The following is a 26,388-nucleotide window of genomic DNA, read 5'->3' as shown; positions in this document are numbered from 1 at the left end:
AAAACCACGATGGAACCAAGCTTGCCTGGATTGAATCGACGGTTTCATTCTTAATCCAAACCGGAACACGCACACCGCCAGGCCAGCAGCATCACTTCCGGCACCGCATCGGCAGATTTATTGCGAAGCCGCCGCACATTTACTCCGGCATCCGCTAGCGGAACCACCGCCCTTACCATGCACCGCCAAGCCGTTTCGTGCGCGGCGCCTGCGTCCTTATCCGCGGTTTTATACAGTCACTGCCGCAACAGATGGCACACCGCGGATCATATTCGGCTTTTCGCATGTGTTAAATCGATTTCGCGTATCGGTCACATTGTCAATTTCGCACCATTAAAGTAAAACTATCATCATTGATTCGTATTTGTTAAACATTGAAAATTAAATTTTAGATAAAACCGAATTAAAAATGCCGTCGCGCCAGATATGGTTATTCGATGTCATATCGGCGCAAACGATCGATGCCGGACGAAGTTCGGCGGATCAGCGCAACCCTCAACCTGCGTAAACGAATGCCATGCCGACCACCACCAACACCACTGCGATGCCATGTCCGGCGTTTGCGCCCAGCGTGCCTCCCATTCCCAGCACCGCCGCCACCCCAGCAAGAATGGCGAAACGCTCGGAAAGTCTGCCAGCCAGGATTTCCATCGATCATCTCCCGGCACGACGCCCCATCGGCCTGGCAAGGCCATATGGCCGTTTCGTATCGCCGAGGAATCTAGCCAACGACGTCGCGAACAGTTTTTTGAAGAATGCGGGATTCGATCTGGCACTTCGTGAAAACAAATTGATCGTGACCCGCCATCGCGATCTCGAAGCGGCCGAGGCTCAATATCCGCCGTCGGGACAAGTTCTCGCGCAGGTCTGCCAGGCATTGATGACGATGGAGCCGACGCCGGCGAAACTGGACATCGCCGCGGCGCTTCTGCCGGTCATCAATGCGCAACTCCTCGAATACATCGAGGATTGCAAGATGGAAGGCAGTTTGAAGGAGTCGGTCAAAGAACTCGCCAGAAAATACCTGACGGCATTCGGCGGCCGGGATTTGGCAATCGACGATCTGATTTCCACCGTCAATACTTATTTTTTCGACAAGATCGGCACGAATAACACGCTGACGAACGCCAATATCGCCTCGGCGGCATTGACGGCTCTTTTCATGCTCGTGCCCACCATCGGCAAGAACCTGCCGATCCTCATGGCGGCCGTGCGGGACAAGCGCTATAAGGACGCCATCCTGCCCGCGCTGTCGCTCATGTCGATTACCGCGATGACGCTCAATCCAACGATGGCCGCATTGGGACGGGACCTTTCATCGGCGATTGCCGGTTCGGCAGGCAACCTGCTGATGATGGCGCATTTGCCGGAAATCCTGCATCACGGTTACGAATGGGCCCAACTCAAAAAAACCCGCTTCCCCGCCGAAACGCACCCATTCACCAATTTTGCGCGTAACCATGGATTGGTCGACCAGGGTTTGCACGCCGCGCTGGATTTCATGCATGAGTTCGGCGCGCAGTCCGGCTTTTTAGTACTCAATATGGTCAACGCGGTCACCAACGGCGGTTCCGCGCGCAATCCGGCGGTCTTTCCGCTGCTCGCGATGCTGCTCGGCTCGTTTGTACTGCACACGACCAAAGGCGAGCCGCCGTTCTCCGAATTCAACACGGACCGCAGCGCCATCGCCGAAGGCTTGGCGGCGAACAGCGAGCACCATAGCGCACGCGCGCGAGCCGCGATGCTTTTCCTTCAGCAAAAGATCGCCGCGACTTACGACGTGGATTTCGGAAACATCATCGTCCCGCAGTTGAGCAGGTCTTTTGCCGATGCGCACATCGCGCGCCAGCTCGGCGGCCATACGTTGTCCGATGAAGACGAAAAAACGTTCGTCAAAAATCTTCTCAGTCATTTTGTCAACGAAAAAAAAGCGAAGGACTCGATTCAAGTAGCGATCGACAAGATCTACCGCTACGAGGACTTCGATCCGGCAACCAACGCGTGCGGTGATCCGCAGTTGGCTGAGATCCTGCGCTTCGTTCAAGCACAACGTAACAAGGATCGGGCCTTTCTGCGGAACACGCGCGGCTTCGCTCATTCCAATCACGTCTATCGCAACATCATCTCTCACGCAATCAAATGTGCGGTCTTCGAAGAGCTTGGACGTTAGCATCGGCCTCGCCTCCCCGGGTATCACGAAAACGCCCGGTCATAACGGGCTCGCACGCGCGCATCGATCGCCGCCTGCGAGTTGCCCGTTCGGTTTCATCCACGTATTTCGCCGCCCGTGGAACGGCTCGCCCAGCATCACCGGCACTCGGTCAGTGATGTTCGCCGCAACCCAAAACAAAAGTAGAAATCCCCTCTTATCCGTTTGCTCGACGCGAGCCCGCCTGCTCCCAGCACGCTTTCATGTGACGCACGCCACTGCCCGATCGGAACCGCGGGCGCAACGCGTTGAACGGAACACCCGATTATTGGAAGGCTGCTATTCGCGTACTGCGATCCTGGCGCCCGCCTTCGGCGCAAATCTCGCTCAACCTCTTTCTCGTCTAGCTTATCTTCTGCATTCGTCGAGTTCATCGATATTGCCGGCATTCATTCTCTTTACCGCGCCATTGCATAAGAAGCTCAGCGCCGCTCGAAACAATCATCAAAACCATCATTCAATGAATTACTCATGAACACTATTCAATAAAATTGAATATAATGCAGAAAAACTCAGTCTTTATCACCACGGGATTCGAGCACTGACGTCACGACCATCTGATTGATTTAACAACTGTTCGTGGTAAATTTCGACCGCTCGACAAAAACGGACCTTTTTGTCTAGAGGATTTTGCCCCTACCCGCAAGCCTATCTTTGTTGAACAATCTATTTGCTTATTGCGTGACAACGCGCATCTTCGATGCGATGCATGATCTGCTCGAAGAAATTCAATCCACTCGTCGATGCCCGACGCGCTCCATTTATGGGCTATTCCTTTGTGCTGTCTTCGTCACCTCGGTACGCCAATGACCAGTCAATCTGCCCACCCTTCACGCATGCGTCAAAACCACGCCAGTCGCCCTCTGCAGTCTGTTATTCCGAACCACCGCCCGCCCGTTAAAATCGGTTATGCCCGCGTCTCGACTGACGAACAAAATCTACAATTGCAAATCGACGCGCTGCAATGCTGCGGTTGCGAACATATTTTGACCGACCAAGGCATTTCCGGCATGGATTTCTCCCGTCCCGGCCTCGACAGTGCGCTCGAGTTGCTCAAACCGGGCGATACGCTCGTCGTCTGGCGGCTCGACCGCCTCGGCCGCTCGCTGGCAAAGCTCGTCGATCTCGTCAATTTTCTGAGCCGGCGCGATGTCGACTTCGTGTCCATCACGGAATCCATCAATACCGCGTCGCCGGGCGGCGTGTTGGTATTCCATCTGATGGCCGCCCTCGCGGAATTCGAGCGCAGCCTCATCAGCGAGCGCACCCGCGCCGGCCTCGCCGCCGCCCGCGCACGCGGCAAACGGCTCGGCCGCCGCTCTGCGTTATCCGCACATCAGCGCGCGGAGGTTTTACAACTCATTCAAACCGTGTCGATCAATGAAGTCGCCGCGCAATTCAATGTTCACCCCCGTACCGTCAAGCGATTGATCCATGCGTGCAATTTTTCTCAATCCGTTGACGAATAGCATTTCAGCCACTAATATCGGACCGGCTTGCCTCTCCCCGTGGCAAGTCAATATCAGAATCATTGATCGGCGCGGTCCTCCCGGCCGCGTCCTTTTTATTTACAGAATGCGGAAATATAATCTACAATATAACCCGAGCCAGCCACCTATTTTTAATGTCACACATGCCGCCCGAAGGCCGCCGGCAAATGTCTCTAAAATTTTCGCCTGATGCATTTTCCGCTCTTCCATTATATTTTCCAGATATTTATAAACATCAAATTAAAATTGACGGCCGTCTAAATTAGACCTTCCGCCCATAATTTTCAAACCAGTTAAATGGGGATAAGATCAATTCCCAATTCGCTCGTCCGGAAATTCGTTACCGCTCCTCCATTTGCCTGTATGCATGATTTATGTCAGGCCGGCTCATATCAGGCATGCATGCGCGCACCTTTCGTCACCTTGTCGACGAGTTTTTTGTGCTCGCGCAGTGCAAGCCCGACCACCTTTGCATCGGCCGGCGCATACTCGGCAAATACTGCCCGGTTCGCCGCATCGTGGCCGGTCGTGAACATTTCCTCGATATAAACCCCCAGCCGCACATTGCGCTCCAGGGCGCGCCGCTGAATCGTGCGCATCGTCGCCTGGTCCGCCGACAGCACGATCACCGGCTGCACGCAGAGGCTGTGATAAACGTGCCCGTCTGCATCCCGGTACGGATCGCCAACGATCTCCGGCGCCGCGCCAACAACGCCGCTCATCAAAAACGCCGTGACATTGAGCTTCTGCCAGACGGCAAGATCGTCTCGAACCACGATCGCGATCTTGGTGCTGAACGCCGCCGGCGCCAAGTTCGGCGAGGCCTCGGACCAAACCGGCAAGCATTCAGATCCAGACATCATTCTTCGCCGTCCTCTCGTTCGTTTCCTGTCCGGTATTGAGCACGCCGCGCGGCTCGATCAGCATCAGCCTTACTTCACGCTCGGCATAGGGTTTGTGTTCTTTTCCTTTCGGCACGACGAACATTTCGCCTTTCGAAAGATGCACGGCGCCATCGCGGAAATCGATACGCAACGCGCCATCCAGCACGATGAACGCTTCATCCGTATCGGAATGAACATGCCAGACGAAATCGCCCTCGATCCTGACGACCTTGAATTGATAGTCGTTCATCTCCGCCACGACGCGCGGCTGCCAAAGATCATGGATTCGTGTGAATTTCTCGTCGAGGTTGACTGGCGCATACTCCACGGGCGCGCACGATGCGCGTGCAGACTCGGTCACTGTCATGGGGCGTTTTGCTCACTGTCGGATGAAATCGAGCCGATCGTACCGGCGGCGCGACTTGACCGTCTTGAACGATCGTGCATTCGTCGCGGCGGAAAGTGGCGGATGTGGCAAGCCTGAATCCCACGCGCATACGTCGAGGTAACGCAGACATGCATACGCGCTGGCCGCGGACCGGCCGCCCCAGACGGCCAGCCCAAGCCGGCCGGCGCTCACTCGGTGTGAGCCGACAGCATCCTGAGCCACCTCGCCGGCGGCAACCCGTAAGCCTGTTTGAAATGGCGCGTCATATGGCTCTGGTCCGCGAAACCGGCGCTCGCGGCCGCATCAGCGAGCGGAACCTGCCGGACGATCAGCGCGCGCACACGCTCAAGGCGTCGCATCGTCAGATATCGATACGGGCTCGTGCCGAAGAAATGGCGGAAATCGCGGCACAAGTTCCAACGGTCCTGTCCCGCCACGCGCGCGAGATCGTCGAGCGACATCGCGCAATCGGGCGCATCGTGCAAACAGGTGCGCGCGAGTTGCGCCGCGCGATAGTCTCCGGTGCGGCGCGCGCGTTTCGCGCCGCACGCCGCGTCAAGCGCCATCGCCAGATCGAACAGCGCGTCGTCCTGCTCGAACGAATCGCCCCCGCCGTCGAGCTGTAGCAGCAGCGTGCCGACGGCGGCGTGCAGCCGCGGATCGTCCGACATTCCGCCATCGATGAACGGCAGCGGCCGTCCGCCGAGCACCTGCTGGACAAGCGCCGGCGCCACATAGATCATCCGGTAGCGAAATCCCCGATCCGTACCAGCTTCGCCGTCGTGCGGTTCGTCGGGATGAATGACGATCGTGCGGCCGGGCCGGCTGTGCACGAAGCTGCGCCGATAATGGAACGATTGCACGCCGGACAGCGTACAACCGATCGCATAGGTATCGTGCCGGTGCATGTCGTAAGCGTGCGCATGGAAATAAGCTTCGATACGCTCGATGCCGCCGTGCGACGTCCGATGAATCCAATCGGCACGCGTACCGGGAACGGGGCTGCCCAGCGGCTCGCCCGGCATTGCGCTGCACACCTCGTTTTCCATGTCGTCTTCGCCGCGGAAATGAAGCCGGAAAGTCACGCCGGCGCGTGAGAATCGATGTTTCGGCCCGCCAGTTGAACAAAATGGGAAAAATTCTAGCACTGCGTACCGGATGCGTGGACCGTACATCCCGCGCCTGCCGGGTGATCGTCCGTTGGCTAGGTCGTGGGGCCGTCGTCCGTCGTCTTCCGGCCAGCCCCAGGCTCGCGAAGTACCGTCAGTGAAGGAATGCGGTATGCGCATCCGCAGTTCCTGCGCGATCCGAAAACCTCGCACGCGGCACTATCGTCAGACGCATCGAGCGCCGCCCCCCCCCCCCCCCCCCCCCCCCCGCCCGATTTCCCGCGAATCGCTCCCAAACTCCGTCGCACCCTCCGAGATCCGCCGCACGTGCCAAGGCCGTCGGGCGCTTCTCCCCACCAAGCGCCATGTTGCGCCGACGCATCACTTCCCGCACGCGCACTACGATCATTTTCTTTTATCGATATGCGGCCGCCAACGCGTGCCGCGCCCCAACCATCTGCCCGTACCGCGAATCTCCGGCCGCTACCGCGCCCCCCGGCAACATCTGCTCCTATCGGTGCACCGGGCGGCGTGCGAATTTGTTAAGCATCGAATCGCAGATTTTCTAATCGGAATTTGCACGTTTAATCCCGTATAAGACTTTAATAGCATCGGTTTCCTCAATAATTTATTCAAAAAAATAAAGGAAAACAAAATGATCAGGAAATCGATCGCACTGGGTTTGGCTTCGCTGGCATCCACCGCAGCACACACACAAAGCTCCGTCACACTGTACGGAATCGTTGATGCCGGCATCGCGTATACAAATAATCAGGGCGGCGCGCGCAACTTTCAGCAGTCGAGCGGCAAGCTCAACGGCAGCCGTTGGGGCCTCAAAGGCGTCGAGGATCTGGGCGGCGGGCTCTCGGCGCTGTTCACGCTGGAAAACGGCTTCAAGACCAATGACGGCACATTCGGCCAGGGCGGGCGCGAATTCGGCCGGCAAGCGTGGGTCGGATTGTCGAAAACCGGCGTCGGTACGCTGACGCTCGGCCGTCAATACGAACCGCTCGCCGATCTCGTCGCGCAATACGCCGGGCCGGGCTTCTGGAGCCCGGCGACGCACGTGGGCGACAACGACAATCTGAACCAGTCGTTTCGCATCAACAACGCGGTCAAGTTCCGCAGCGCAGTACTCGGCGGCTTCGCGTTCGATCTGCTGTACGCGTTCAGCAACCAGGCGAGTGGCGACACGGGCACCGGTTTCTCGAACAACAACGCATGGGGAGCCGCGGCAAACTACACGAACGGCCCGCTGTCGATCGGCGGCGGCTATGTCGTGCTGCATCACCCGAGCGCGGCATCGAACGCGAACGGCGCGGTCGGCGGTGCGACCTCGACGACCGGCAACGACTACAACCCGGCATTTTTCTATGGGCTCAACGGCGGCGTGCTGAAGCAGCAGATCGCGGCGGCCGGCGCGAACTACACGATCGGCGCCACGCGGCTCGGCTTCGCGTGGAGCCACACGCAGCTCGATTACGTCGACGGCTCGTCGCGCAAGTTCAACAACTACGATACGAACGCGCGCTATCAGCTCACGCCGGCAACGACGCTGATCGGCGTCTACACGTTCACCGATGCCCGCGCGTGCGGCCTGCCGAACACGAACGGCCGCACGCTCAAGCCGCGCTGGCATCAGTTCACGCTCGGCGTCGACTATGCGCTATCCAAACGCACGGACCTGTATTTGTCGGGCGTTTATCAGCTCGCGGCCGGCGACGCGTCGACGTCGACGCCGGGCGGCTACCGGAAGATCGCGTCGATTGCCGACGCCGGCGCACCGTCGTCGAGCGATCGCCAGGTGGCCATGTTCGGCGGGTTGCGCGTGAAGTTTTGAGCGGCGGTCTAATGGAGGCGGGAGCGGCGGCGCGACAATGCGCTGCCTCTCGTCGCGGGCGGCGATGCCGTGCCATCGATGAACGGCAATAGCGCCGCTGCCCCGCGCGTTCGACCGATGCCGAACAACCCGCCCCGCGCGTGCGCGAACCTGGCGGCAAAACGATCGCACCATGATGAAACCACCGCGCGCTCACGCCAGGCGCGCGGTGCGTGCGCGGCCCGGAATCGCGCCTAGCAACGCGCGCGTATACGGATGCTGAGGCGCACGCCAGATCGACCGATGATCGCCGCTTTCGACGATTCGTCCTTGCCGCATCACATGCACCCGATCCGCGATATAGCGGACAACCGACAAATCGTGCGAAATGAACAGCAGCGCGAGCCCCAGCTCCGCCTTCAGCTCGACGAGCAGATTGAGGATTTGCGCCTGGATCGATACGTCGAGTGCGGAAACGGGCTCGTCGCAAATCAGCAGTTCCGGCTCCAGCACGAGCGCGCGCGCGATCCCGATCCGCTGCCGCTGGCCGCCGGAAAATTCGTGGGGAAAGCGGCCAAGCGCCGACGCCGGCAGGCGCACGCGCTCGAGAATCGCGCGTGCGCGAATACGCCGCGTGCGCGTATCGGCTACACCGTTGACGGCAAGCGTCGCATCGAGCATCTGTCCAATCGTGCGGCGCGGATTCAACGATGCGTAGGGGTCCTGAAACACCATCTGCACGCGCCGGCGCAGCGCACGCAACGCGCGCTCGCGCAGCGGCGCGAGATCCACGCCATGCAGCCGGATCTCGCCTTGCTCGGCCGGCACGAGCCGCATGATTGCGCGCGAAAGCGTCGACTTGCCGCAACCGGATTCGCCGACAAGCCCGACCGACTCGCCGCGCGCGATGTCGAGCGACACGCCGTCGAGCGCACGCCGCGCGCCGTGGCCGTTGCGTTGCGGATAATCGACGCGCAGACCGCGAATCGAAAGCAGGATCGGGGCATCGCGCTGGGCAGGCTGCCCATCAGCGGCGGCGGCTGGCTCTCGCACCGGGCCTGCCGTGTATCTCGGCAGCAGCGCATCGCCGCCGTCGTCACTTCGATCGCGCGCCGTCTCGCGCGTCAAAGCTCGCACATCGGCCGCGACGGCTTTCAAACTGCCCTCAGCGTCGCCGTCAATCCGCTCGCGGCGCTCGCTCGCCGCGTCGTTCGACGCGGGCCCGGTGCCCGCCGTGACGGATGCCGGACGTATCGAAGTCACGCCGGCGATCACGCCCACCTCTAGTTCGGCATCCTGACCGTACACCGCGTCAGCCCCTCGCTCGCCGCCCTCGCGCCGCTCGAATGCCATCGCGCCATCAGCCGACACGCGATGCCGGATCTCCGGCAACGCCCCGTCGCGATAATGCAGCTCGTCGGCAAGCGTCAGCGACGCATGCAGCAACCCGCGCGTATACGGATGCCGGGGCGCCGAAAACATCCGCGCGGCGCTCCCCTGTTCGACGATGCGCCCGGCCAGCATCACCGCGACCCGATCCGCGCGATCCGCGACTACGCCGAGATCGTGCGTAATCAGCAGCAGCGCCATGCGCAACTCGCGCCGCAGCGTATCGAGCAGCGACAGAATGCGCGACTGAATCGTCACGTCGAGCGCGGTGGTCGGCTCGTCGGCGATCAGCAAACGCGGCCGGCATGCGAGCGCCATCGCAATCATCACGCGCTGCCGCTGACCGCCCGACAGTTCGTGCGGATAATCGTGCACGCGGCGTCGCGGCTCGGCCATTTCGACGAGATCGAGCAGCTCGACCGCGCGCGCGGACGCCGCGGCTTTCGACAGCGGCTCGTGCGCGCGCAGCGTCTCGACGATCTGCGCGCCGATCGTCAGCACCGGATTGAGCGACGTCATCGGCTCTTGGAAAATCATCGAAATCTGCCGGCCACGCACGTCGCGCGCATCGCGCTCAGGCAACGCGAGCAGTTCCCGCGCGTCGAAGCGCAGGCTGCCGCTCGCCCGCGCCGGCTCGGGCAAGAGCCGCATCAGCGCGAGCGCCGTCGCGGACTTGCCGCTGCCCGATTCGCCGACGAGTGCGAGCGTCTCGCCCGCCGCAATGTCGAAGCTGATCCCACGCACCGCGTCGTGCGCACCGAAGCTCACGCGTAAATCGCGCACTTCCAGCAGCGGGTTTTGACTATCGTGGCTCACCATGCCGCCCCCTCAAGCCCGTTGCCGCAAACGCGGATTCAGTACTTCGTTCAAGCCGTCGCCGAGCAGATTCAGCGCGAGCACCGCGAGCACGATGGCCGCGCCGGGAATCGCGCTCAAATACCACGCGGTGCGCAGCGCGTCGCGCCCCGCGCCGATCATCGCGCCCCAGCTCACGACGTTCGGGTCGCCCATCCCCAGAAACGACAGCGACGATTCGATCAGGATCGCGCTCGCGACCATCACCGACGCAGTGACGATCACGGGCGGCAGCGCATTCGGCAGGATCTCGCCGAAGATGATGCGCGCGTTGCCAAAGCCCTGGCTGCGTGCGGCAAGCACGAAATCCGCATGGCGCAGCGCACGGAATTCGGCGCGCACGATCCGCGCGACGCCCGGCCAGGATGCGACGCCGATCGCAAACGCGATCACCGTGACCTGCGGCCGGCCGATCGCGACGATCACGACGACGAACAAAAACGACGGCACGGTCTGGAACAGTTCAGTCACGCGCACGCACACGTTGTCGACCACGCCGCCGAAATAGCCGCCGAGCGCGCCGACGAGCGTGCCGATCACCAGCCCGAGCGCGGCGGCCGACGCGCCGATCAGCAGTGACACGCGCGCGCCGTGCGCGATGCCTGCGGCGACGTCACGGCCAAGCGAATCGGTGCCGAGCCAGTAGGCTGGATCGGCAAACGGCCATTCGAACGGCGCGGCGACCATGTCGAGCGGATCACCGGGAAAACACACGGGCGCGATCAGCGCAAGCGCGGCGAACACCGCGAGCAGCACGAGGCCAGCGAGCGCCGATGGATTGCGCAGCAACGCGCGCCATGCGGAGCGGCGCGCATGCGTCGGCGCCACGCCGGGCTCGGCCCACGCATCGGCACCGGCCCGCGCCGCCACGGCCGCTTCGAGCGCAGCGCTCTCGCCGCCCGCGTGGCCGCGCCGCCCGGACAGCGCGCCCGCGAGCTGCCGCCGCCACGGCGACGCGCGCCGCCGCCGGGCGGCACGGCGCGCATCGGACGGCACGGAACCGAAATTCGACGAATCGACAGTCATCGGATATCTCTCCATACAAACAGGTATCGGAGTGCGCGGGCGGGCATCAGCCGACGCGCGGATCGAGCCACGCCTGAATCAGATCGACGAGCGCGTTCGCGACGATCACGAGCAGCGACGACAGCAGCAGCACGCCGAGCAGCACGCTGAAATCGCGCGCGAGCACCGCGTCGAGCGCAAGGCGGCCAAGCCCCGGCCAACTGAACACGGTCTCGGTGACGGCCGCGCCGCCGAGCAGCGTGCCGAAGTGCATGCCGACGACTGTCGACAGCGGCATCAGCGCGTTGCGCAGCACGTGGCGCACGCTCACGCGCGCGGCCGACAGCCCTTTCGCGCGCGCGGTGCGCACGAAATCCTGCTGCTCGACTTCGAGCATCGCGGCGCGCGTGAGACGCGCGTAGATCGCGACGAAGAAGGTGGCGAGCGTCGTCGCGGGCAGCAGCGCGTGCCTGGCCAGATCGGCCGCATACGCGAGCCCGTGCAGCGGCGCGCCGATCGTCAGATTGCCGCCGCTCGGCAGCCAGCCGAGCCGCACCGAGAACAGCACGATCGCAAGCAAGCCAATCCAGAAACCGGGCGTCGAATAGAACAGCAGCGCGAGCACCGACAGCACGCGATCCGGCCATTTGCCTGCCCAATGCGCCATCACCGCGCCGAGCGCGACGCCAATGACGAGCGCAAGCGAGAGCGCCGCGCCCATCAGCAGCAGCGTGTTGGGCAGCCTCGACAGGATGAGCTGCATCACCGGCATGTCGTAGCGCGGCGAATAGCCGAGGCTGAAGTGCGCGAGATGCGACAGATACGCGCCGAGCTGGCTGACGAGCGGCTGATCGAGGCCGAACTTCGCGCGCATGATCGCCATTGTCTCGGCGCTCGCGGAACCCGATTCGCCCGCGAGCACGTCGGCGGCGTCGCCCGGCATCAGTTTCAGCAGGCAGAAGTTGACGATCACGATGCCGATCACCGTCGGCACGGCCTGCCACGCGGTCCGGCGCAAGATCGCGCCCCAGCGCGCGTTTCGCCTCATGGGTTCTCCTTGTGTGGTTTCAACGCGGCCGAAATGCGCCGCCCGGATGCGTCCGGCGCGTATTCTTCGCGCGAACGCGCGGCGGCGCCCGGCTCAAATCAAATAGACGTCAGCGAAATTACCTTCGAGCCCCTGCGCGGACACCGTGTGATCGCGCACGCGCCGGTTTGCGAGCGTGATCGAGCGTGGCGCGATCAGGTTCAGGATCGGCAGATCGCGATGGACGATCTGCTGGAATTGCCGGTACAGCGCGACACGCCGGCTCTCGTCCGGCTCGATCGACGCCGCCTCGAGCAGCCGGTCGACGTCGGAATTGCTGTAGTGCGGCGCGTTCGAGAACGGCACGCCGGGCCGGATATTCTTCGACCAATACAGTCGCTGAACGCCGACGCTCGGATCGAACAGCGTGTTGACGCCGGTGCTCGCGAAATCGAACTGCCGGTCGGTGTAGACCCGCTTCAGGAACGACGGCAGATCCTGCGAGCGCACCGTCACATCGATGCCGACGCGCGCGAGTGCCGATTTCGTGTAATCGGCGAGCCGCCGGAACAGGTCGCCATAAGGCAGATAGTCGTGCGTGAGCCGAAAACGCACGCCGGCCGCCCCGCGCGGATAGCCCGCCGCATCGAGCAGCTTGCCGGCCGCCGCCGGATCGAACGGATAAGGCGCGAGCGTCGGATCGTGATACGGCGAGGCGGGCGTGATCGGCGTCGGCGACACGTCCGCATAACCATAAGCAATCGTTTTCTGCACAACTTGCGCATTGATCGCCTGCGCGATCGCCTGCCGCACGCGCCGGTCCCTCAACACCGGATGATCGAGATTGAAATCGATCTCGGTCTGCGGTGCGAGAAACCGGTAGCCACGCGTCTCGACGGTGAGTTGCGGCAGCCGGCTCAGGCGCGGCAGTTCGGTGAGCGGCACCGGGTTTTCGCCGCCCAGATCGAGCGCGCCCGTCTCGAACGCGGCCGAGCGCGCGGCCGGATCCGGGATCACCTTGAACACGAGCGTGTCGATATACGGCTTGCCCGCGTCCCAGTAATCCGGATTGCGCTCATAGACGATGCTCGCGCCGCGCGTCCACGATTTGAAGCGAAACGGGCCTGTGCCGATGGGCGCGTTATTGTGCGGGTTCGACAGCGGATCGCCGCCCGCGTACAGATGCTTCGGCACGATCGGCGATTCGCCGGCCGACAGCGCGCGAATCAAAAACGGCGCGGGCTTCGATAACTCGACGATTGCCGTGTGCGCATCGGGGGTGCGAATGCCGGCGACGTTCGCGAACGTACTGCGCCCGCGCGGATGAATCGCCTTCAGCAGCTCGATCGAGAACGCGACGTCCGCCGACGTGAACGGCTGTCCGTCGTGCCATTTGACGTTCCTTCGCAGCGTGAACGTATATGCGAGACCGTCGGAGCTCACCTGCCACGCGGTCGCGAGCTGCGGCTTCGGCCGTAGATCGAAATCGTATGCGAGCAGCCCTTCGTGCACTTTCGAACTCGCGAGCAGAGCCGGGCCGGTGGTCTGAAAGATCGACACCAGCACGGGCGGCTCCGGATTGATCGAAACGTTCAGCGTGCCGCCGCGCTTGCGCGCCGCGCCGTTCGTTTGCGCGAGCACGGCGGCGGGAAGGCCCGCGCTCGCGAGCGTTGCGCCGGATGCGATGAGAAAGCCGCGTCGGGTCAGCCAAGACATGCGTCGTCGTTCCTATCGGGAATGCGTGGGCCTCAGGCCGTCGCATCGCGCGACGGACAGACCGAAAATCGTAGCAATGCGGCCGGGCGGAACGAACCAACACATCGTGCTATCGATATGACGGCTTACGTCTCACATGGCTCGCGGCCTAGGCTCCCCACTCGCGACGAGTGCCGCAAGCACGCGTAAATGCATTCGACGATCGACGTGACCATGCGGTTGCCGGCGTTGCGCGTCGCCGTCGTCAACGGGCGGGATCGGGTGGGCTGCGCCGTTCTAACATCGTGCAGCCCGGGCATGAAGCCGATGCGGTCGGCTCAGGCGACACTGGCGAAGCCGCGCGGCTTCGTCGCTTCGAGTGGGCGAAGGCGGGGTAAAACGTGGCCGGACGCGATCGCTCAACCCAGGATCGCTTATCGGCCATACCGGCCAAACGGCATCAAAAGCGTCGCGCCGCTCGCGGGTGCCGTATCGGATTTCCACAAAGTCGTCGCGCCGCGCACGCGAATGATCGGCACGCTGGCCGATGCGGGATTGACGACATAGGCGCTCGTCCCGTTAGGCGTGAACGTGGCTCTAACGGGCCAAATGCGAGTGAAACTGCTTACGACGCCGGTCTGCGTGTTCGACGCGACGTCGATCACCGAGACCGTGTTCGAACTCGTGTTAACAACATACGCACGCTTGCCGTCCAGCGTGACGGCCACCGCCCATGGCATCGTGCCCGAGTATTCGGCGACCGCGCCGATCTGAGCGTCGTCGGCCGCGTGCCCTCCATCGACGCGGTTGTGGACCACCCGCCGCCAAGACGCATGCGGAGCGCTTCGCGGCAAACCGCACAGCCTTCATTGGCTGACGCGGCCGCGCCAGCGGCATGAGTTGTCGGCGTATGATGTTTCCTTTTTACCGATGAGTGGAATTCCGCGCTGGCTCGGGCGGAGCCGAGGCGACTGAAAGGCTTGACCGTCCGCAGCCTTCTTTCCGATGGGTTGATCGACCGATTCGGGTAAGAACGCCGCCCATCGGATTTAAAGCGTTTTCTTCTCCGATATCACCGGTCACCTGCGGGAGGATAAACGCTAAATACAACGCAGCGCCTTCCGCCGCCGCGGTGCCCCCTCATGCCCTCCGCATACCAGCGCCCCCAAGTATCGAATTTCAAATAAACAGAAATCATTCTTGACTGCGCAGCGCACCTGGAACACGCGTTATCCGAATCGGCAACGCTCAGGCAACGAATCGGCAAGCCACTCGCACAGATAAGGCAAGCTGCTTAAGCAAACGTTTAATCAAACGGAATTCGCTTCCGTTTTCGAATCGACTCGGACCATGCAACCGCGATCGGCCGTTTTTCCCAAGCCCAATGCCGCCACGCCGACACCATCCTCATTAAAAAGGCGTTTAAATAAATCATGGCTTGTTCATCGACTCATAGGATAGAGAACGGTATTTCGCTTTATATTTGGACGTTATCCTCCAGAAGATAGCCGGTGATATTGGAGAAAAAAACGCTTTAAATCCGATGGGCGGCGTTCTTACCCGAACCGGTCGATCAACCCATCGGAAAGAAGGCTGCGAACGGTCAAGCCTTTCAGTCGCCTCGGCTCCGTCCGAGCCAGCGCGGAATTCCACTCATCGGTAAAAAGGAAACATCATGCGTCGACAACTCATGCCGCTGGCGCGGCCGCGTCAGCCAATGAATGCCGGACGATTCGCCGCAAAGTGCTCCGCGCTCGCGCTGGCCGCCGTGGTGGCGGCAACCGCGCCGGTGGCCGCCTACGCGGCCAACAACGTCCAGATCGGCACGGTCGCCTCGTTCTCCGGTGATACGCCCACGAAAATCGCAATCAAGCCGGACGGCAAGCGCGCCTACGTCACCAATCTGTTCTCAGGCACGGTCTCGGTGATCGACGTCGCGTCGAACACGCAGACCGGCACCATTCTCAACTTCGCCGGGCGGCTTCCCTATGACATCGCCTTCACGCCGAGCGGAACGCAAGCGTATGTCGTCAATGCAGGATCGAGCACGATCTCGGTAATCGATGTCGCGTCGAACACCCAGATCGGCACCGTTTCCGGCCCCATCGGAACACCCGAGGGCATCGCGTTCACCCCGGACGGAAAGAAAGCCTATGTGGCCTACTCGACCTCGCCGGTGAGCGCGATCGGGGTCATCGATGTCGCGTCGAAAACCGTGATTGACCTGGTCAAAGGCTACACCGGCCTCTTGCCCAGCAGCATCGCGATTACGCCGGACGGCACAAAAGCCTTCATCGCCAACTACGGTTCGAATACGGTCTCGGTAATCAATGTCGGCGCGAACACTCAGATCGGCACCGTCGCGGGCTTCACCGGCGCGGCGCCCGCGAACATCGCGATTACGCCGGACGGAAAGAAAGCCTATGTCACCAACTACAATTCGAATACGGTCTCGGTGATCGATGTCGCGTCGAACACCCAGATCGGCACTGTTTCCGGCTTCACCGGCGTCGCGCCCTTGGCCGTCGCCTTCACATCCGCCCCGACGAGCGCGGGAACGATCGCGTATACCGCATATGTGACCAACGCGAACTCCAACACGGTCTCGGTGATCGACGTCGCGTCGAATACACAGACCGGCGTCGTGACCAACTTCACCGGCCAGAGGCCTAACGGCGTTGCATTCACGCCGGACGGGGTGACGGCTTATGTCGTCAATGGGACATCGGCCAGCGTGTCGGTCATTCGCGTGCGAGGCTCGACAACTTTCGGTGGAGCCAATACGGCGCCAGCGAGCGGCGCGATGCTTTTGATGCCGTTTGGCCGATAGGACCGATATAGCCGGCAAGCGGGCCTGGGCTCGGCGAGCGAGCCGCCCTCATCCCGTTTCGCCTCCGTTCGCCCGATCCCGCCGATTCGATGCGACAAAGCCGCGCCGCTTGCGCGCGGCTTTGCCCGGACAACTTGGAGCTTCACGCGCCAGCCGGTGAATGTTGCGCAGTTCCGCCGGACGCGTTGCGCGTTGAATGGGCCGCCGCTCACGGCTGTGATTCGGATGCCTTTTCGCATTAAGCGGATTAGCGCAGGCAAATGAAAGAGAGAAAGAATGAAATCGAAAGCCACGGCAATAGAGCGATCGAAGATCTTCGATAAAACCAAGCCAAATCCATCAGCCAGACATTAATCCGCAAATCAAACATCGCCCGAACATAGGAAATTACCCGCATCTCAATTCACGAAAATTCCATCCCTTTATTCACCGCTCACACACTTTTTTATTTGAATAAATTCTTGATATCTTTCCCGCCCCGTCTAATCTACTTATTATGAATTGGCCACACGAATCATGCCATTGCATTGCAACCTATATAAGGCCATCGCCCCAACCGCCAAAGGCAAACAAAGGAAGCTTGTGTTAAATTCATTAAAATAATTAAACCCCGAAAATATTAATACCAGAAATCCATCCATCTTATTCGATCAACCTTAATTAGATGCATCCCGCAGCAGCCGCACTTTGAATCCCGAATCCCGAGGCGCTCGCCGCCGGCATTCGGTTCTCATTCCCGGCTCAGGAGATACCGTGAAAGTAGAGCCACTATCGGACACGCTCGGCCTACAGGTCAGTGGTGTCGCACTCCAGGCGTGTTCGCCCGACGATCAGGCAGGCTTTCTGCGGCTGGTCGCGCAGGCCGGCTTGGTGATATTCCGGCGTCAATGTCTCGACGATCGGGAACTGCACGCATTGGCGCGACGGATTGGTCCGTTGGAAGAGTCGTCGCGGAGAATCTGCTTGTCCCCCGACTATCCGGCAATCAGCTATTTATCCAATTTGCGCGACGAACACGGCAAGCCCATCGGTTTCGCCGGAGCCGACACGGATTGCTGGCACTCGGATCAGCAGCATCGGCAAAATCCGGCGACGCTCGCGATCTTGTATTGCGTGATTCCCGCGAGTTCCGGCGGAGCGACCAGCTTCGTGTCGACCGATGTCGCGACGGCCAGTCTGGACGAGACTACCATCGCGAATCTTGCCACTCGGCGCGCGGCCTATGAGCCGGCGTACAACCATGACAACGTGCCCAAACTCCGAGTGTCGCACCCGGCATTGCTCGTGAGTCCAACATCGGGCAAACGCTTCGCCTACGTCAGCGAGAACACCCAGGGCTTTACCGGCTTGGATGCCGCCGAATCGGCCGCGCTGAAGGACCGCGTGTTGGCCCGAATGCTGCGGCCGGAGCGCATCTACGCTCATCAGTGGGCCACCGGCGATTTCGCGCTTTACGACAACGCCCAGTTGCTGCATCGGCGCGAAGCCTTTCGTGGCCGACGTTGGCTGAAGGCCACCAAAATCTTCGCCCCCACGGACATGTTCGCGGTGCCTGGCGGAGAAGCGGTTGCAAATCTGGACATTCAACGATGATTCCGACGACAGAGGAACAGCCACCATGTCTCATCACTCAGACACCGTGCCCATCATCCCCATCGCGGTGCTGCACGACGCGCATTCGTTGATCGCCGAAAGCGGTCGCAGCATGACGGCAGGCCACGCGCTGCGATCCCCCACGCCGGTCGCGATTCGGGCCGGACGGCATGGCGGGCTTCCATTCGACAGCCTCACGACCGATCTGTACATGGGCTGTCTGCCCGCATCGCAGATTTGCTATGGCAGCTGCTTCGCCGCCCGTGGTGCGTTCGCCGCGGACTACGACTTCGGCATTCGCGTGGAGAACCTGCTCGACGCGGATCAGCTGCAGGCGGATCTCCTTTCGTTGCCGCCGGAGCAGCGCTTTTTGCGCAACGGCTGGAACAGCGACGCGTCGTGGAACTGGCCCAAAGCGTATGCGCTCGCGAAGCTGATCCGCGATGCCGGCCGATGCACCGTGTTCGTCACGAAGTACTTTCGGGTGATCGCCCCGGACACGCAATCCGGATTAGTTCAGGTGGGTGCCGAACTGCGGGTGTCCGTGAGCGCGTTGGACACGCCGGGTCAACTGCGGCAACGGTTGGCGGGCCTGTTGTCCTACCGGCAGGCGGGCGGCGTGGCTGTGCCGGTGGTGATGAGTTCGGTTTTCGCCGATGAGCGGCTCAACCGGCGGCAGGACGAACTGGTCGAGTGGATCTGGCGGCATGACCTTCCGGGCGCGGAGAACAGTTTGCGCATTCCGCCGGATCTGCCGGTGAGCCGGTTGCTGGACCGCGATCGCGTCGGCGTGCTCGAAGGCAGCGGCGATCTATGGGCGGGCCGCCTCTACGCTGGCCGGCTGCCCGTGCCGACCATCACGTCCATGCCCGCCGACTATCCGGGATTGCCGTGGCGACACCGTTCGACGCTCGATCTCGATCAATTGGACGCCTGGCGGCGCGACCCGGTGCCGACTCATGACGAAGTGAGGTCCGGCCGGCAGTTGGCCAAGCCGCGGCAGTGCGGAGTCTTCCAGACATGGCAGCCCATGCGGGAAATCTGAGCACGTGGCCAGGCATTCACCTGGCATGTTGGCGCGCAGAAAGCAGGCTTGCGGCACGGGCAGCGGCATTCGGCTTGTGCAGCGGCCGTCCACGGCGTGGAGAGCGCCCTGTCGCGCACCGCGCCGGCTCGCTTCGTTCAGCGCGCCGCTGCGCTGCGCAGCCGCTCGCGCGTCCGGCCCCGTGCCGTATGCCCGGCCGGGACGTTCAACAACGAATCGACAAAGAAATGCGGAGGTTGCAATGCAGGTGGTCGATATCGCACCGGCCATCGGTGCGCGGATCAGTGGCGTGCGGATCGACCGGCTGGAGCCGGACGAATTCGGCAAGATCATGCAGGTGCTGCTGGACCGGCATGTGGTGTGTATCGAGGGGCGGGAGGCGCTTGATCCCGGTGCGCACTTGTCGTTCGCACGGCGCTTGGGGACGATCGCCGAATATCCGTTCGGCAAGCCATTGAATGGCTATCCGGGAATCTTCCGCATCGTCAAGGAACGCGATTCGACCAGCAACTTCGGCGGCGTGTGGCACACCGATTCGCCGTACCACGAGATCCCGCCGGCCTACACCGTGCTGCGCGGCGTGGACATTCCTCGCCACGGCGGCGACACGTTGGTCGCGAACATGCGCGCAGCGTATGAAGCGTTGCCGGCCGACATGAAGGAACGGATTGCGTCGCTCGACGGGATTTTCACCGCGTCGAAGGTTCACGGCAGCGGTACGCCCCGGTTTTCCATCGGCGACGTACAACGAATCGACGATCGGGCGCGTGCCGACCAGACGTACATCCATCCCATCGTGCGGACGCATCCGTCGACTGGCCGCAACGGACTCTATGTCAGCGCCTGCCACATGACCGGCATAGTCGGCATGAACGTGCTCGAGAGCGAGCGGTTGATCAAACAGTTGTCCCAGCAAATCGTCGACACGCGGTTTGTCGGCCGAGTTCAATGGACGCGCGGCTTGCTCGTGGTGATCGACAACCGTTGCGTGCAGCACTACGCGCTCAACGATTATCACGGGCAGCGGCGCGAGATTCATCGCGTGCTGGTCAGTGACGGCATCGCGCCGAGCCGGGCACGACAACGGGAGGCAAGCCATGCGATTTCTCACTGAGATCCGCGAATCGCGCAGCGCCAGCACCGGCGAGCGGCTGCGCGCCGCGCTGACCGGGCACAAGGTGGTGGTGCTGCGACGCGCGTCGCACGCCGACAGCGACGCCTTCTATCAGAAGCTGGCCGGCGAGATCGGCGACTTTCATTTCCGCGACGAGGACCCGGTGACCGGTGGACTGGACCATGCCGGCTGGCTGGACATCCGTTACGACGCCACGCTGGCGGCCACCGCGCAATACCGGTACGGCAACGGCCGGATGCCGCTGCATGTCGACGGCGCATACAGCGACGTGGCGTTCGACGTCTTCTTCCTGTGTTGCGAAACCCCTGCCCGGTTCGGCGGCGCGACGTTCGCGGTGGACGACGCGCTCGTCACGGACTACCTTGCGGCCTGCGATCCCGCGCTGCTGCGGTCGCTGCGCGAGGTGAACGTGCGGTTCACCAAGGGGGAGCGCACCGTGACCAGGCGCGTGATCGAATATGACGGCGCGGGTCCGGTATTGAATTGGAGCAGCACCCGGGTCGCGCCGGACAACCCGGCCCCGGTCATTGACATGTGCGCCCGGTTCGCCGGGTTCTGCGAACAACGGCTGGTGGATGGCGGCCTGGTGACACCGATCCCGTTGATGGCGGGCGATGCGGTATTCATGCACAACCGCCGGGTCCTGCACGGGCGGTACGCGTTCTGGGGGGAACGCTGCCTGCTGAAGGGCGTGCTCAGCCTGACAGCGCGCGTCGGCGGGGAGACCCTCCTATGACTGCCGCACGGACAAGGCCACGGCAGCCCTCCGTCCATCAGCTGTCCCGGGCGCAGGAGGAAATCTGGCTCGCGCAGGCGCCGCTGGGGCGGGCGGACCCTTACTTGGTGGCAGAGATCGTCGTGCTGACCGGGAGCCTGGATGTGGATCGGCTAGTCGACGCGGCTCGGTGGGTAGTCGAGCACGACGAAACCGCGCAATGGATTGTGGTCGAAGACGCAGACCGCACGCGTATGACCGAGTGCGGCTCGCCGCCAAACGTCCTCGAAGTCGTCGATATGACCGGCCGGCCGGACGCACTCACGTCGGGATGGCGATGGCTGTCGACATGGATGTCGAAGCCGGTCCTGACTGCCGATCAGCGCGCCTGGACGCTCGTATTGATCCGGGTATCGCCGCACCTGCACCTGTTAGCGTCGCGCGGCCATCATGCGGTGGTGGACGGCCATGCCGCCCGCTGGCGGCTATGGTGGATCGCGCGGACTTACCGCGCGCTCTGCGCCGGCGCGCGCGCGCCGCTGATCGACAACACCGGCGTGGCCACGCTTTTGCGAGCGGAAGCGGACTACCGGCAGTCCAACGCGTTCCTTCGTGACAGGGATTACTGGTTGACCGCCATGGGCGCCGTGACCAAACCGTTGATTGCCCCTGCGCCTGCGGACGATGCGCCGGCGCGAGTCCGCCGGCGGTTGCCGAAGCCGCTGTCCGACGCGGTGGAATCGGTGAGCGAGCGGCGGCCGGGGGCCACGGCGGTCATCGCCGGTTGCCTGGCAGTACTGCTTGGCGCCGGCAACGCACTGCTGGAGTTGAGTGTGAGCGGCCGCAATTCCGACGCGCTACGGCGTACCGCCGGCGTCGCGGTCAATCGGGTGCCGCTGTGGGTGCCCATGCGCTCCGACGACACACTCGAGTCGGTGATCGGATCGGCGCGTGCGGCGATCCGGGCGGCGTTGCGGCATCAGAGATACCGCAGGGAAGATATCCGGCGTGATCTGCTTGCCGCGGGCCGGCCCGCTCCCACCGGGGCCGGGCTGAACATGATGTTGTTCGACGAGTTGCGGCCCGATTTCGGCGCGGTGAACGCAACGATCCATCCGTGCAATTACGGGCCGGTGCCCGGATTGGAACTGACTGTATGCAGACCGGCGGCCGGCGGTTCGCTGGAACTGCAATTGGCCGGGAATCCGGCGCAATATCCGGTCGCGCGGCTGCGTGGTTTATTGGACCGACTGTGCGCGTTGATCGAGCAGGCGGTGCACTCGCCGCGCGGCATCGTGCGCGAGCTGAATGTCGCGCATGACGCGCACACGCCTCGCCAGCGGCCATCGTCTCCCGTGCCGGCATGGCAGAGCTGGCCAGCCGCATTTGCGCAACAGGCGCGGCGGACCCCGTTTGTGCCCGCAGTCGCCGCTGGTTCGCGATCGTTGACCTATCAGGCGCTTGAAGCGTGGTGCTCACGGTTGGCCAGACGGCTGGCGCAGCACGGCGTCGTGAAAGGCGACGTAGTCGCCGTGACCAGCGGCCCCTCGCCGCTCGCCGCCGCGGCGATGCTGGCCGTCTGGCGGCTCGGTGCGATCTACCTGCCGCTCGATCTCGGGCGGCCGACGTTGCGGCTGACGCACGTGCTCGACATGGCCGCGCCGGTCATCGCGATCGTCGAACCGGACACCATCGGCACGCCGGCGTTGGCGGACATCCCTACCCTCACCGCCGAACCAATGCCGCAAGCAGGCGCCGAGGCGGACGCCGATGCCGCCGACGCCGATGCCGCCGATGCCGACACCGCGATGCCCCCGTCTGCGCTCCACCCTCAGGACCCCGCCTATCTCATCTTCACCTCGGGCTCGTCGGGCTATCCCAAGGGCGTGATGGTGAGCCACCGGGGGATTTTGGGCATGGCGCACGCGCATGCGGACGCGATGAACGCTGGCGTGGGAGCCAGAGTGTTGCAGTTTGCGCCGATCACATTCGACGCGTCGATCGCGGAACTAACGCTCGCATTGTGCTGCGGCGCGACCGCCGTGTTCGCGGGTTTCGACGAGTTGAGCCACGGTGACGGCATCGCCAGCGCCATCACCGCTCATGGCGTCTCGCACTTGATCATGGTGCCGTCGGTACTGGCGACCGTCCCTGAGGAGCGGGTGCCCGCCGGGCTGCGCATCATGGTAGCCGGCGAGCGCCCCGGCCTGGGATTGCTGCGCCGGTGGCGCACGCGCCACCGGTTGCGTAACGCCTATGGGCCGACCGAAGCCACCGTGTGCGCGACGATCAGCGAAGAACTCGACGATCTCGCCATCGTGCCGATCGGGCGGGCGATTCCCGGCTGCACCACGCAAGTGGTGGACGAGCGGCTCAGGCCGGTGCCCGCCGGAACGATCGGGGAGTTGCTGATCGGCGGCGACGGCGTTGCGCTCGGCTATCTGCACCATCCCGCATTGACCGGCGAGCAGTTCGTCACCGGACCGGATGGGACACGCCGTTACCGATCCGGCGATCGGGTCCGGCAGTTGCCGGACGGCCAGTTGGAATTCGTCGGCCGGTGCGACCGGCAGATCAAGCTGCGCGGCCGGCGGATCGAACCTGGCGACGTGGAGGCCGCGCTGCAAACGCACCCCGACGTCCGGCAAGCAGCGGTGATCGCCACCGGCGAGCAACTGCTCGCGTATGCGGTGCTCGCCGGTGAAGCCACGCCCCAAGCGCTGGTGCTTTATCTGGCGCACCGGCTGCCACGCTACCTGACTCCGGACCGGGTCATCGCCGTTGATCGTCTGCCCCGCACCCGGCACGGCAAAATCGACTATCACGCTTTGCCCGAGCTGGCCCCCGCCCCGGCGCTTGCCCCTGCCCACCCGCGCATGGATGCGCAGGCGCTGGCCCAGTCTCCGCAGGAACATCTGCTCTGCCAGATCTTTGCCGAAGTCCTGGGCCGGGCCCAAGTGGGCCGCGCGGACAATTTCTTCGAACTGGGCGGGCATTCGATGCTCGCCGCGAAGCTCGTGCTGAAGGTGCGAACCATGCTGGGCGCGGACCTGTCGATGAGATCGCTATTGGAAGCCCCATCGCCGCAGGCCTTGTCCGCATCGCTCGATCTGCCGGGCAGCGTGACCGATTCGCTGGACGTGCTGCTGCCGTTACGCCGGACCGGCCGACGGCCGGCGTTGTTTTGCATGCATCCGGCAACCGGCCTGGGCTGGGGCTACGCCGGCCTGTTGCGGCACCTGCCGGATCGGCCAATCGTCGGGCTTCAGGCCAGGACCCTCAGCAACGCCGGCTATTGGCCGGAATCGGTGGAGGAACTGGCCGCCGACTATCTCGCGCAGATCAGCGCATTCCAACCCGCCGGGCCATACCATTTGCTCGGCTGGTCGTTCGGCGGGCGAGTGGCGTTCGAAATGGCTGTCGCGTTGCAGCGGGCCGGGCAGCAGGTAGGCTCGGTGATCCTGCTGGACAGCTCGCCGCCGCCGCCGACACCGTTCGACGCGTCCACCGACGACTTCGATCGAAACCAGACACTGCGCCGATACTTCCTGACCATGCTCGCGGAAACCACGCCGATCGAGCCAGGTCTCTGGGACACCGCGCCGCTGTCCGAGATCAAGGTGGAGTTGGATCGTCTTGGCAGCCCATACGCGTTGTTGTCGGACGACCATTTCCAGCGAATGTTCGATCTGCACAAGAGGAACTACGTGCTCTCCCGGCGATACGTGCCGCGTGGCCAGTTCCGGGGCCGGCTGATCTACGTCCGGGCGCTGGAGACGCACCAGCCAGGCGCCCCGGACCCGCAGCGCAAGGCTGAACAATGGGCAGCCCACGTAGACGGGAACACCGTCGAGCGGCCGGTCACCGGAACGCACAACGGCCTGAGCACGGAGTCCAGCCTCGCGGAGATCGGACAAGTGCTGGCCGACGAACTGGAACGGACCGAATTCAGCCATGGCTATGCCCACTGAACGATCATGCACGATGGCGTTCGTCGACCTCGACCTCACCGATCCGCGAACGCACTTGCGTGCCGATATGACCGAGTATTGGCGATGGGCGCGCGCCCACCAGCCGGTGCGCTGGCACCCGGCGGTCAATGGGGCCGCGCCCGGGTTTTGGGTGCTGGCCGGCTACCACGACTTGATCTCGGTGTACCGGGACCCCGGCCGGTTCAGCTCGCAGCGCGGCAACGTGCTGCTGACTCTGCTGGCCGGCGGGGATTCCGCCGCCGGCCAGATGCTGGCCGTCACCGATCCGCCTCGGCACGGCGAGTTGCGCAAACTGATCGCCCCCGCGCTGTCCAAGGACGCGATCGCGCGCATCGAGCACCTGCTTCGCCGCCGAACCGGGGCGTTGCTCGCCGAACACGTTGGCGCCGGCGCTTTCGATTTTGCCCACACCATCGCCTGCCGAGTGCCGATCTGGACCATCTGCGAGCTGCTCGGCGTGCCCGAGGACGACCATGAGCTGCTGATCGCCTGGGACAAACAGGCGCTGAGCAGCGAGCACGAGGATCAAGCCGATCCGGACGGGGCAGCCGCGCGGCAGGACATTCTGCTCTATTTTCTCGAGCACGTGGCACGGCAACGCCGCCACCCCGGCGAGAACCTGGTCGGCAGGCTGGTCCAGGCCGAGGTGAACGGAGCGAGACTGACCGACGAGCAAGTGGTGACCAACTGCTACAGCCTGTTGCTCGGCGGGGACGAGACCAGCCGGCTGTCCATGATCGGCGCGATGCATACGTTCGCGCAACACGCCGAGCTATGGCGCGCGTTCCGGTTCGCGCCCGTGGATCTCGAACGGGTGGCCGAGGAAGTGGTCCGCTGGCACGTTCCCACGATGCATTTCGGCCGGATCGCGCTCACCGACGTTCAGCTCGGCCAGCATCGAATCCGCGCGGGCGACATCGTGACGCTATGGAATGTCTCCGCGAACCGGGACGAGCGCAGGTTTGCCGATCCCGACTCATTTCGTCTGGACCGGAGGCCCAATCCGCACCTGTCGTTTGGGTACGGACCGCACTTCTGCATCGGCGCTCAACTGGCCAGGCTCGAACTCGTTACATTGCTGGACGCGGTGCGCACGGCGGTAACCCGCATCACCCCCGCCGGGCAGCTAACCCCGATTTATTCCAACTTCCTGCACGGCTTCAGCACGCTGCCGGTCAGCCTCGATTGACAAGCCGGCCATGGCGGCC

Annotated in this window: 18 protein-coding genes; 10 read left to right on the top strand and 8 right to left on the bottom strand. The window is 63.2% G+C overall.

Going from position 1 to position 26,388, the window contains the following annotated elements; translation table 11 throughout:
* The first annotated feature begins 517 nt into the window (after positions 1-517).
* Positions 518-2,170, top strand: coding sequence for a hypothetical protein (locus tag WS68_RS22830; RefSeq protein ID WP_156429622.1), 1,653 nt, complete (start codon positions 518-520; stop codon positions 2,168-2,170).
* Positions 2,171-3,045: 875 nt separating this feature from the next.
* The gene (locus tag WS68_RS22825) at positions 3,046-3,678 is read left to right on the top strand and encodes a recombinase family protein (protein WP_059572905.1); all 633 of its coding nucleotides are present in this window, start codon (positions 3,046-3,048) and stop codon (positions 3,676-3,678) included.
* Positions 3,679-4,091: 413 nt separating this feature from the next.
* Here the strand turns inward: WS68_RS22825 and WS68_RS22820 are convergent, their stop codons facing one another.
* The 3 genes from WS68_RS22820 to WS68_RS22810 all read right to left on the bottom strand — a co-directional run bounded on the left by WS68_RS22820 (position 4,092) and on the right by WS68_RS22810 (position 5,996).
* A complete protein-coding gene (locus WS68_RS22820) occupies positions 4,092-4,475 on the bottom strand; it encodes a DUF2000 family protein (protein ID WP_231753096.1) in 384 nt (127 codons plus the stop codon).
* A gap of 70 nt (positions 4,476-4,545) precedes the next feature.
* A complete protein-coding gene (locus WS68_RS22815) occupies positions 4,546-4,950 on the bottom strand; it encodes a cupin domain-containing protein (RefSeq protein ID WP_082710226.1) in 405 nt (134 codons plus the stop codon).
* A gap of 209 nt (positions 4,951-5,159) precedes the next feature.
* Positions 5,160-5,996, bottom strand: coding sequence for an AraC family transcriptional regulator (locus tag WS68_RS22810; protein ID WP_059573135.1), 837 nt, complete (start codon positions 5,994-5,996; stop codon positions 5,160-5,162).
* Between the two features lie 739 nt (positions 5,997-6,735).
* Between WS68_RS22810 and WS68_RS22805 the strand changes: the two genes are divergently transcribed.
* Positions 6,736-7,920, top strand: coding sequence for a porin (locus tag WS68_RS22805; RefSeq protein ID WP_059572901.1), 1,185 nt, complete (start codon positions 6,736-6,738; stop codon positions 7,918-7,920).
* A 192-nt stretch (positions 7,921-8,112) separates the two neighbouring features.
* On the opposite strand, the gene WS68_RS22800 is transcribed toward WS68_RS22805, so the two are convergent.
* The 5 genes from WS68_RS22800 to WS68_RS26720 all read right to left on the bottom strand — a co-directional run bounded on the left by WS68_RS22800 (position 8,113) and on the right by WS68_RS26720 (position 14,688).
* The gene (locus WS68_RS22800) at positions 8,113-10,107 is read right to left on the bottom strand and encodes an ABC transporter ATP-binding protein (RefSeq protein ID WP_059572900.1); all 1,995 of its coding nucleotides are present in this window, start codon (positions 10,105-10,107) and stop codon (positions 8,113-8,115) included.
* Positions 10,108-10,116: 9 nt separating this feature from the next.
* A complete protein-coding gene (locus tag WS68_RS22795) occupies positions 10,117-11,169 on the bottom strand; it encodes an ABC transporter permease (RefSeq protein ID WP_059572899.1) in 1,053 nt (350 codons plus the stop codon).
* A gap of 46 nt (positions 11,170-11,215) precedes the next feature.
* A complete protein-coding gene (locus WS68_RS22790) occupies positions 11,216-12,196 on the bottom strand; it encodes an ABC transporter permease (protein ID WP_059572898.1) in 981 nt (326 codons plus the stop codon).
* 93 nt (positions 12,197-12,289) lie between these two features.
* Positions 12,290-13,891 carry an ABC transporter substrate-binding protein gene (locus tag WS68_RS22785; protein ID WP_059572896.1) on the bottom strand — a complete coding sequence of 534 codons (1,602 nt, stop codon included), beginning with the start codon at positions 13,889-13,891 and terminating at the stop codon, positions 12,290-12,292.
* A 413-nt stretch (positions 13,892-14,304) separates the two neighbouring features.
* Positions 14,305-14,688, bottom strand: coding sequence for a YncE family protein (locus WS68_RS26720; protein ID WP_082710224.1), 384 nt, complete (start codon positions 14,686-14,688; stop codon positions 14,305-14,307).
* Between the two features lie 857 nt (positions 14,689-15,545).
* On the opposite strand from WS68_RS26720, the gene WS68_RS22770 reads away from it, so the two are divergent.
* From WS68_RS22770 to WS68_RS22740, 7 genes are all read left to right on the top strand, one after another.
* Complete coding sequence (locus WS68_RS22770; protein ID WP_082710223.1) at positions 15,546-16,700, top strand: beta-propeller fold lactonase family protein; 1,155 nt, start codon at positions 15,546-15,548, stop codon at positions 16,698-16,700.
* Positions 16,701-17,387: 687 nt separating this feature from the next.
* A complete protein-coding gene (locus WS68_RS22765; protein WP_082710222.1) occupies positions 17,388-18,293 on the top strand; it encodes a TauD/TfdA dioxygenase family protein in 906 nt (301 codons plus the stop codon).
* A gap of 88 nt (positions 18,294-18,381) precedes the next feature.
* Positions 18,382-19,338: a hypothetical protein gene (locus tag WS68_RS22760; RefSeq protein ID WP_197419661.1), complete on the top strand. Its 957-nt coding sequence runs from the start codon at positions 18,382-18,384 to the stop codon at positions 19,336-19,338.
* A gap of 241 nt (positions 19,339-19,579) precedes the next feature.
* Positions 19,580-20,452 (top strand): TauD/TfdA dioxygenase family protein, encoded by an 873-nt coding sequence (locus WS68_RS22755; RefSeq protein ID WP_059572887.1) that lies wholly within the window; start codon positions 19,580-19,582, stop codon positions 20,450-20,452.
* Positions 20,436-21,209 carry a TauD/TfdA family dioxygenase gene (locus WS68_RS22750; RefSeq protein WP_059572886.1) on the top strand — a complete coding sequence of 258 codons (774 nt, stop codon included), beginning with the start codon at positions 20,436-20,438 and terminating at the stop codon, positions 21,207-21,209. Before WS68_RS22755 ends, WS68_RS22750 begins: the two co-directional genes overlap by 17 nt.
* Entirely contained in the window at positions 21,206-25,159 is a 3,954-nt protein-coding gene (locus tag WS68_RS22745; RefSeq protein ID WP_082710220.1) for a non-ribosomal peptide synthetase, read from the top strand. The genes WS68_RS22750 and WS68_RS22745 overlap by 4 nt, the downstream gene beginning before the upstream one ends.
* A 13-nt stretch (positions 25,160-25,172) precedes the next feature.
* A complete protein-coding gene (locus WS68_RS22740) occupies positions 25,173-26,369 on the top strand; it encodes a cytochrome P450 (protein WP_197419660.1) in 1,197 nt (398 codons plus the stop codon).
* Positions 26,370-26,388: the final 19 nt, after the last annotated feature.

This window comes from Burkholderia sp. TSV86 (genome assembly GCF_001522865.1).
Classification (GTDB): Bacteria; Pseudomonadota; Gammaproteobacteria; order Burkholderiales; family Burkholderiaceae; genus Burkholderia.
This window is presented reverse-complemented; position numbering and strand designations above follow the sequence as displayed.

Coding starts and splice junctions, on each gene's coding strand:
- WS68_RS22830 (WP_156429622.1), top strand. CDS start 518: ATGCCGACCACCACCAACACCACTGCGATGCCATGTCCGGCGTTTGCG.
- WS68_RS22825 (WP_059572905.1), top strand. CDS start 3,046: ATGCGTCAAAACCACGCCAGTCGCCCTCTGCAGTCTGTTATTCCGAAC.
- WS68_RS22815 (WP_082710226.1), bottom strand. CDS start 4,950: ATGACAGTGACCGAGTCTGCACGCGCATCGTGCGCGCCCGTGGAGTAT.
- WS68_RS22810 (WP_059573135.1), bottom strand. CDS start 5,996: ATGCCGGGCGAGCCGCTGGGCAGCCCCGTTCCCGGTACGCGTGCCGAT.
- WS68_RS22805 (WP_059572901.1), top strand. CDS start 6,736: ATGATCAGGAAATCGATCGCACTGGGTTTGGCTTCGCTGGCATCCACC.
- WS68_RS22800 (WP_059572900.1), bottom strand. CDS start 10,107: ATGGTGAGCCACGATAGTCAAAACCCGCTGCTGGAAGTGCGCGATTTA.
- WS68_RS22795 (WP_059572899.1), bottom strand. CDS start 11,169: ATGACTGTCGATTCGTCGAATTTCGGTTCCGTGCCGTCCGATGCGCGC.
- WS68_RS22790 (WP_059572898.1), bottom strand. CDS start 12,196: ATGAGGCGAAACGCGCGCTGGGGCGCGATCTTGCGCCGGACCGCGTGG.
- WS68_RS22785 (WP_059572896.1), bottom strand. CDS start 13,891: ATGTCTTGGCTGACCCGACGCGGCTTTCTCATCGCATCCGGCGCAACG.
- WS68_RS22770 (WP_082710223.1), top strand. CDS start 15,546: ATGCGTCGACAACTCATGCCGCTGGCGCGGCCGCGTCAGCCAATGAAT.
- WS68_RS22755 (WP_059572887.1), top strand. CDS start 19,580: ATGCAGGTGGTCGATATCGCACCGGCCATCGGTGCGCGGATCAGTGGC.
- WS68_RS22750 (WP_059572886.1), top strand. CDS start 20,436: ATGCGATTTCTCACTGAGATCCGCGAATCGCGCAGCGCCAGCACCGGC.
- WS68_RS22745 (WP_082710220.1), top strand. CDS start 21,206: ATGACTGCCGCACGGACAAGGCCACGGCAGCCCTCCGTCCATCAGCTG.
- WS68_RS22740 (WP_197419660.1), top strand. CDS start 25,173: ATGGCGTTCGTCGACCTCGACCTCACCGATCCGCGAACGCACTTGCGT.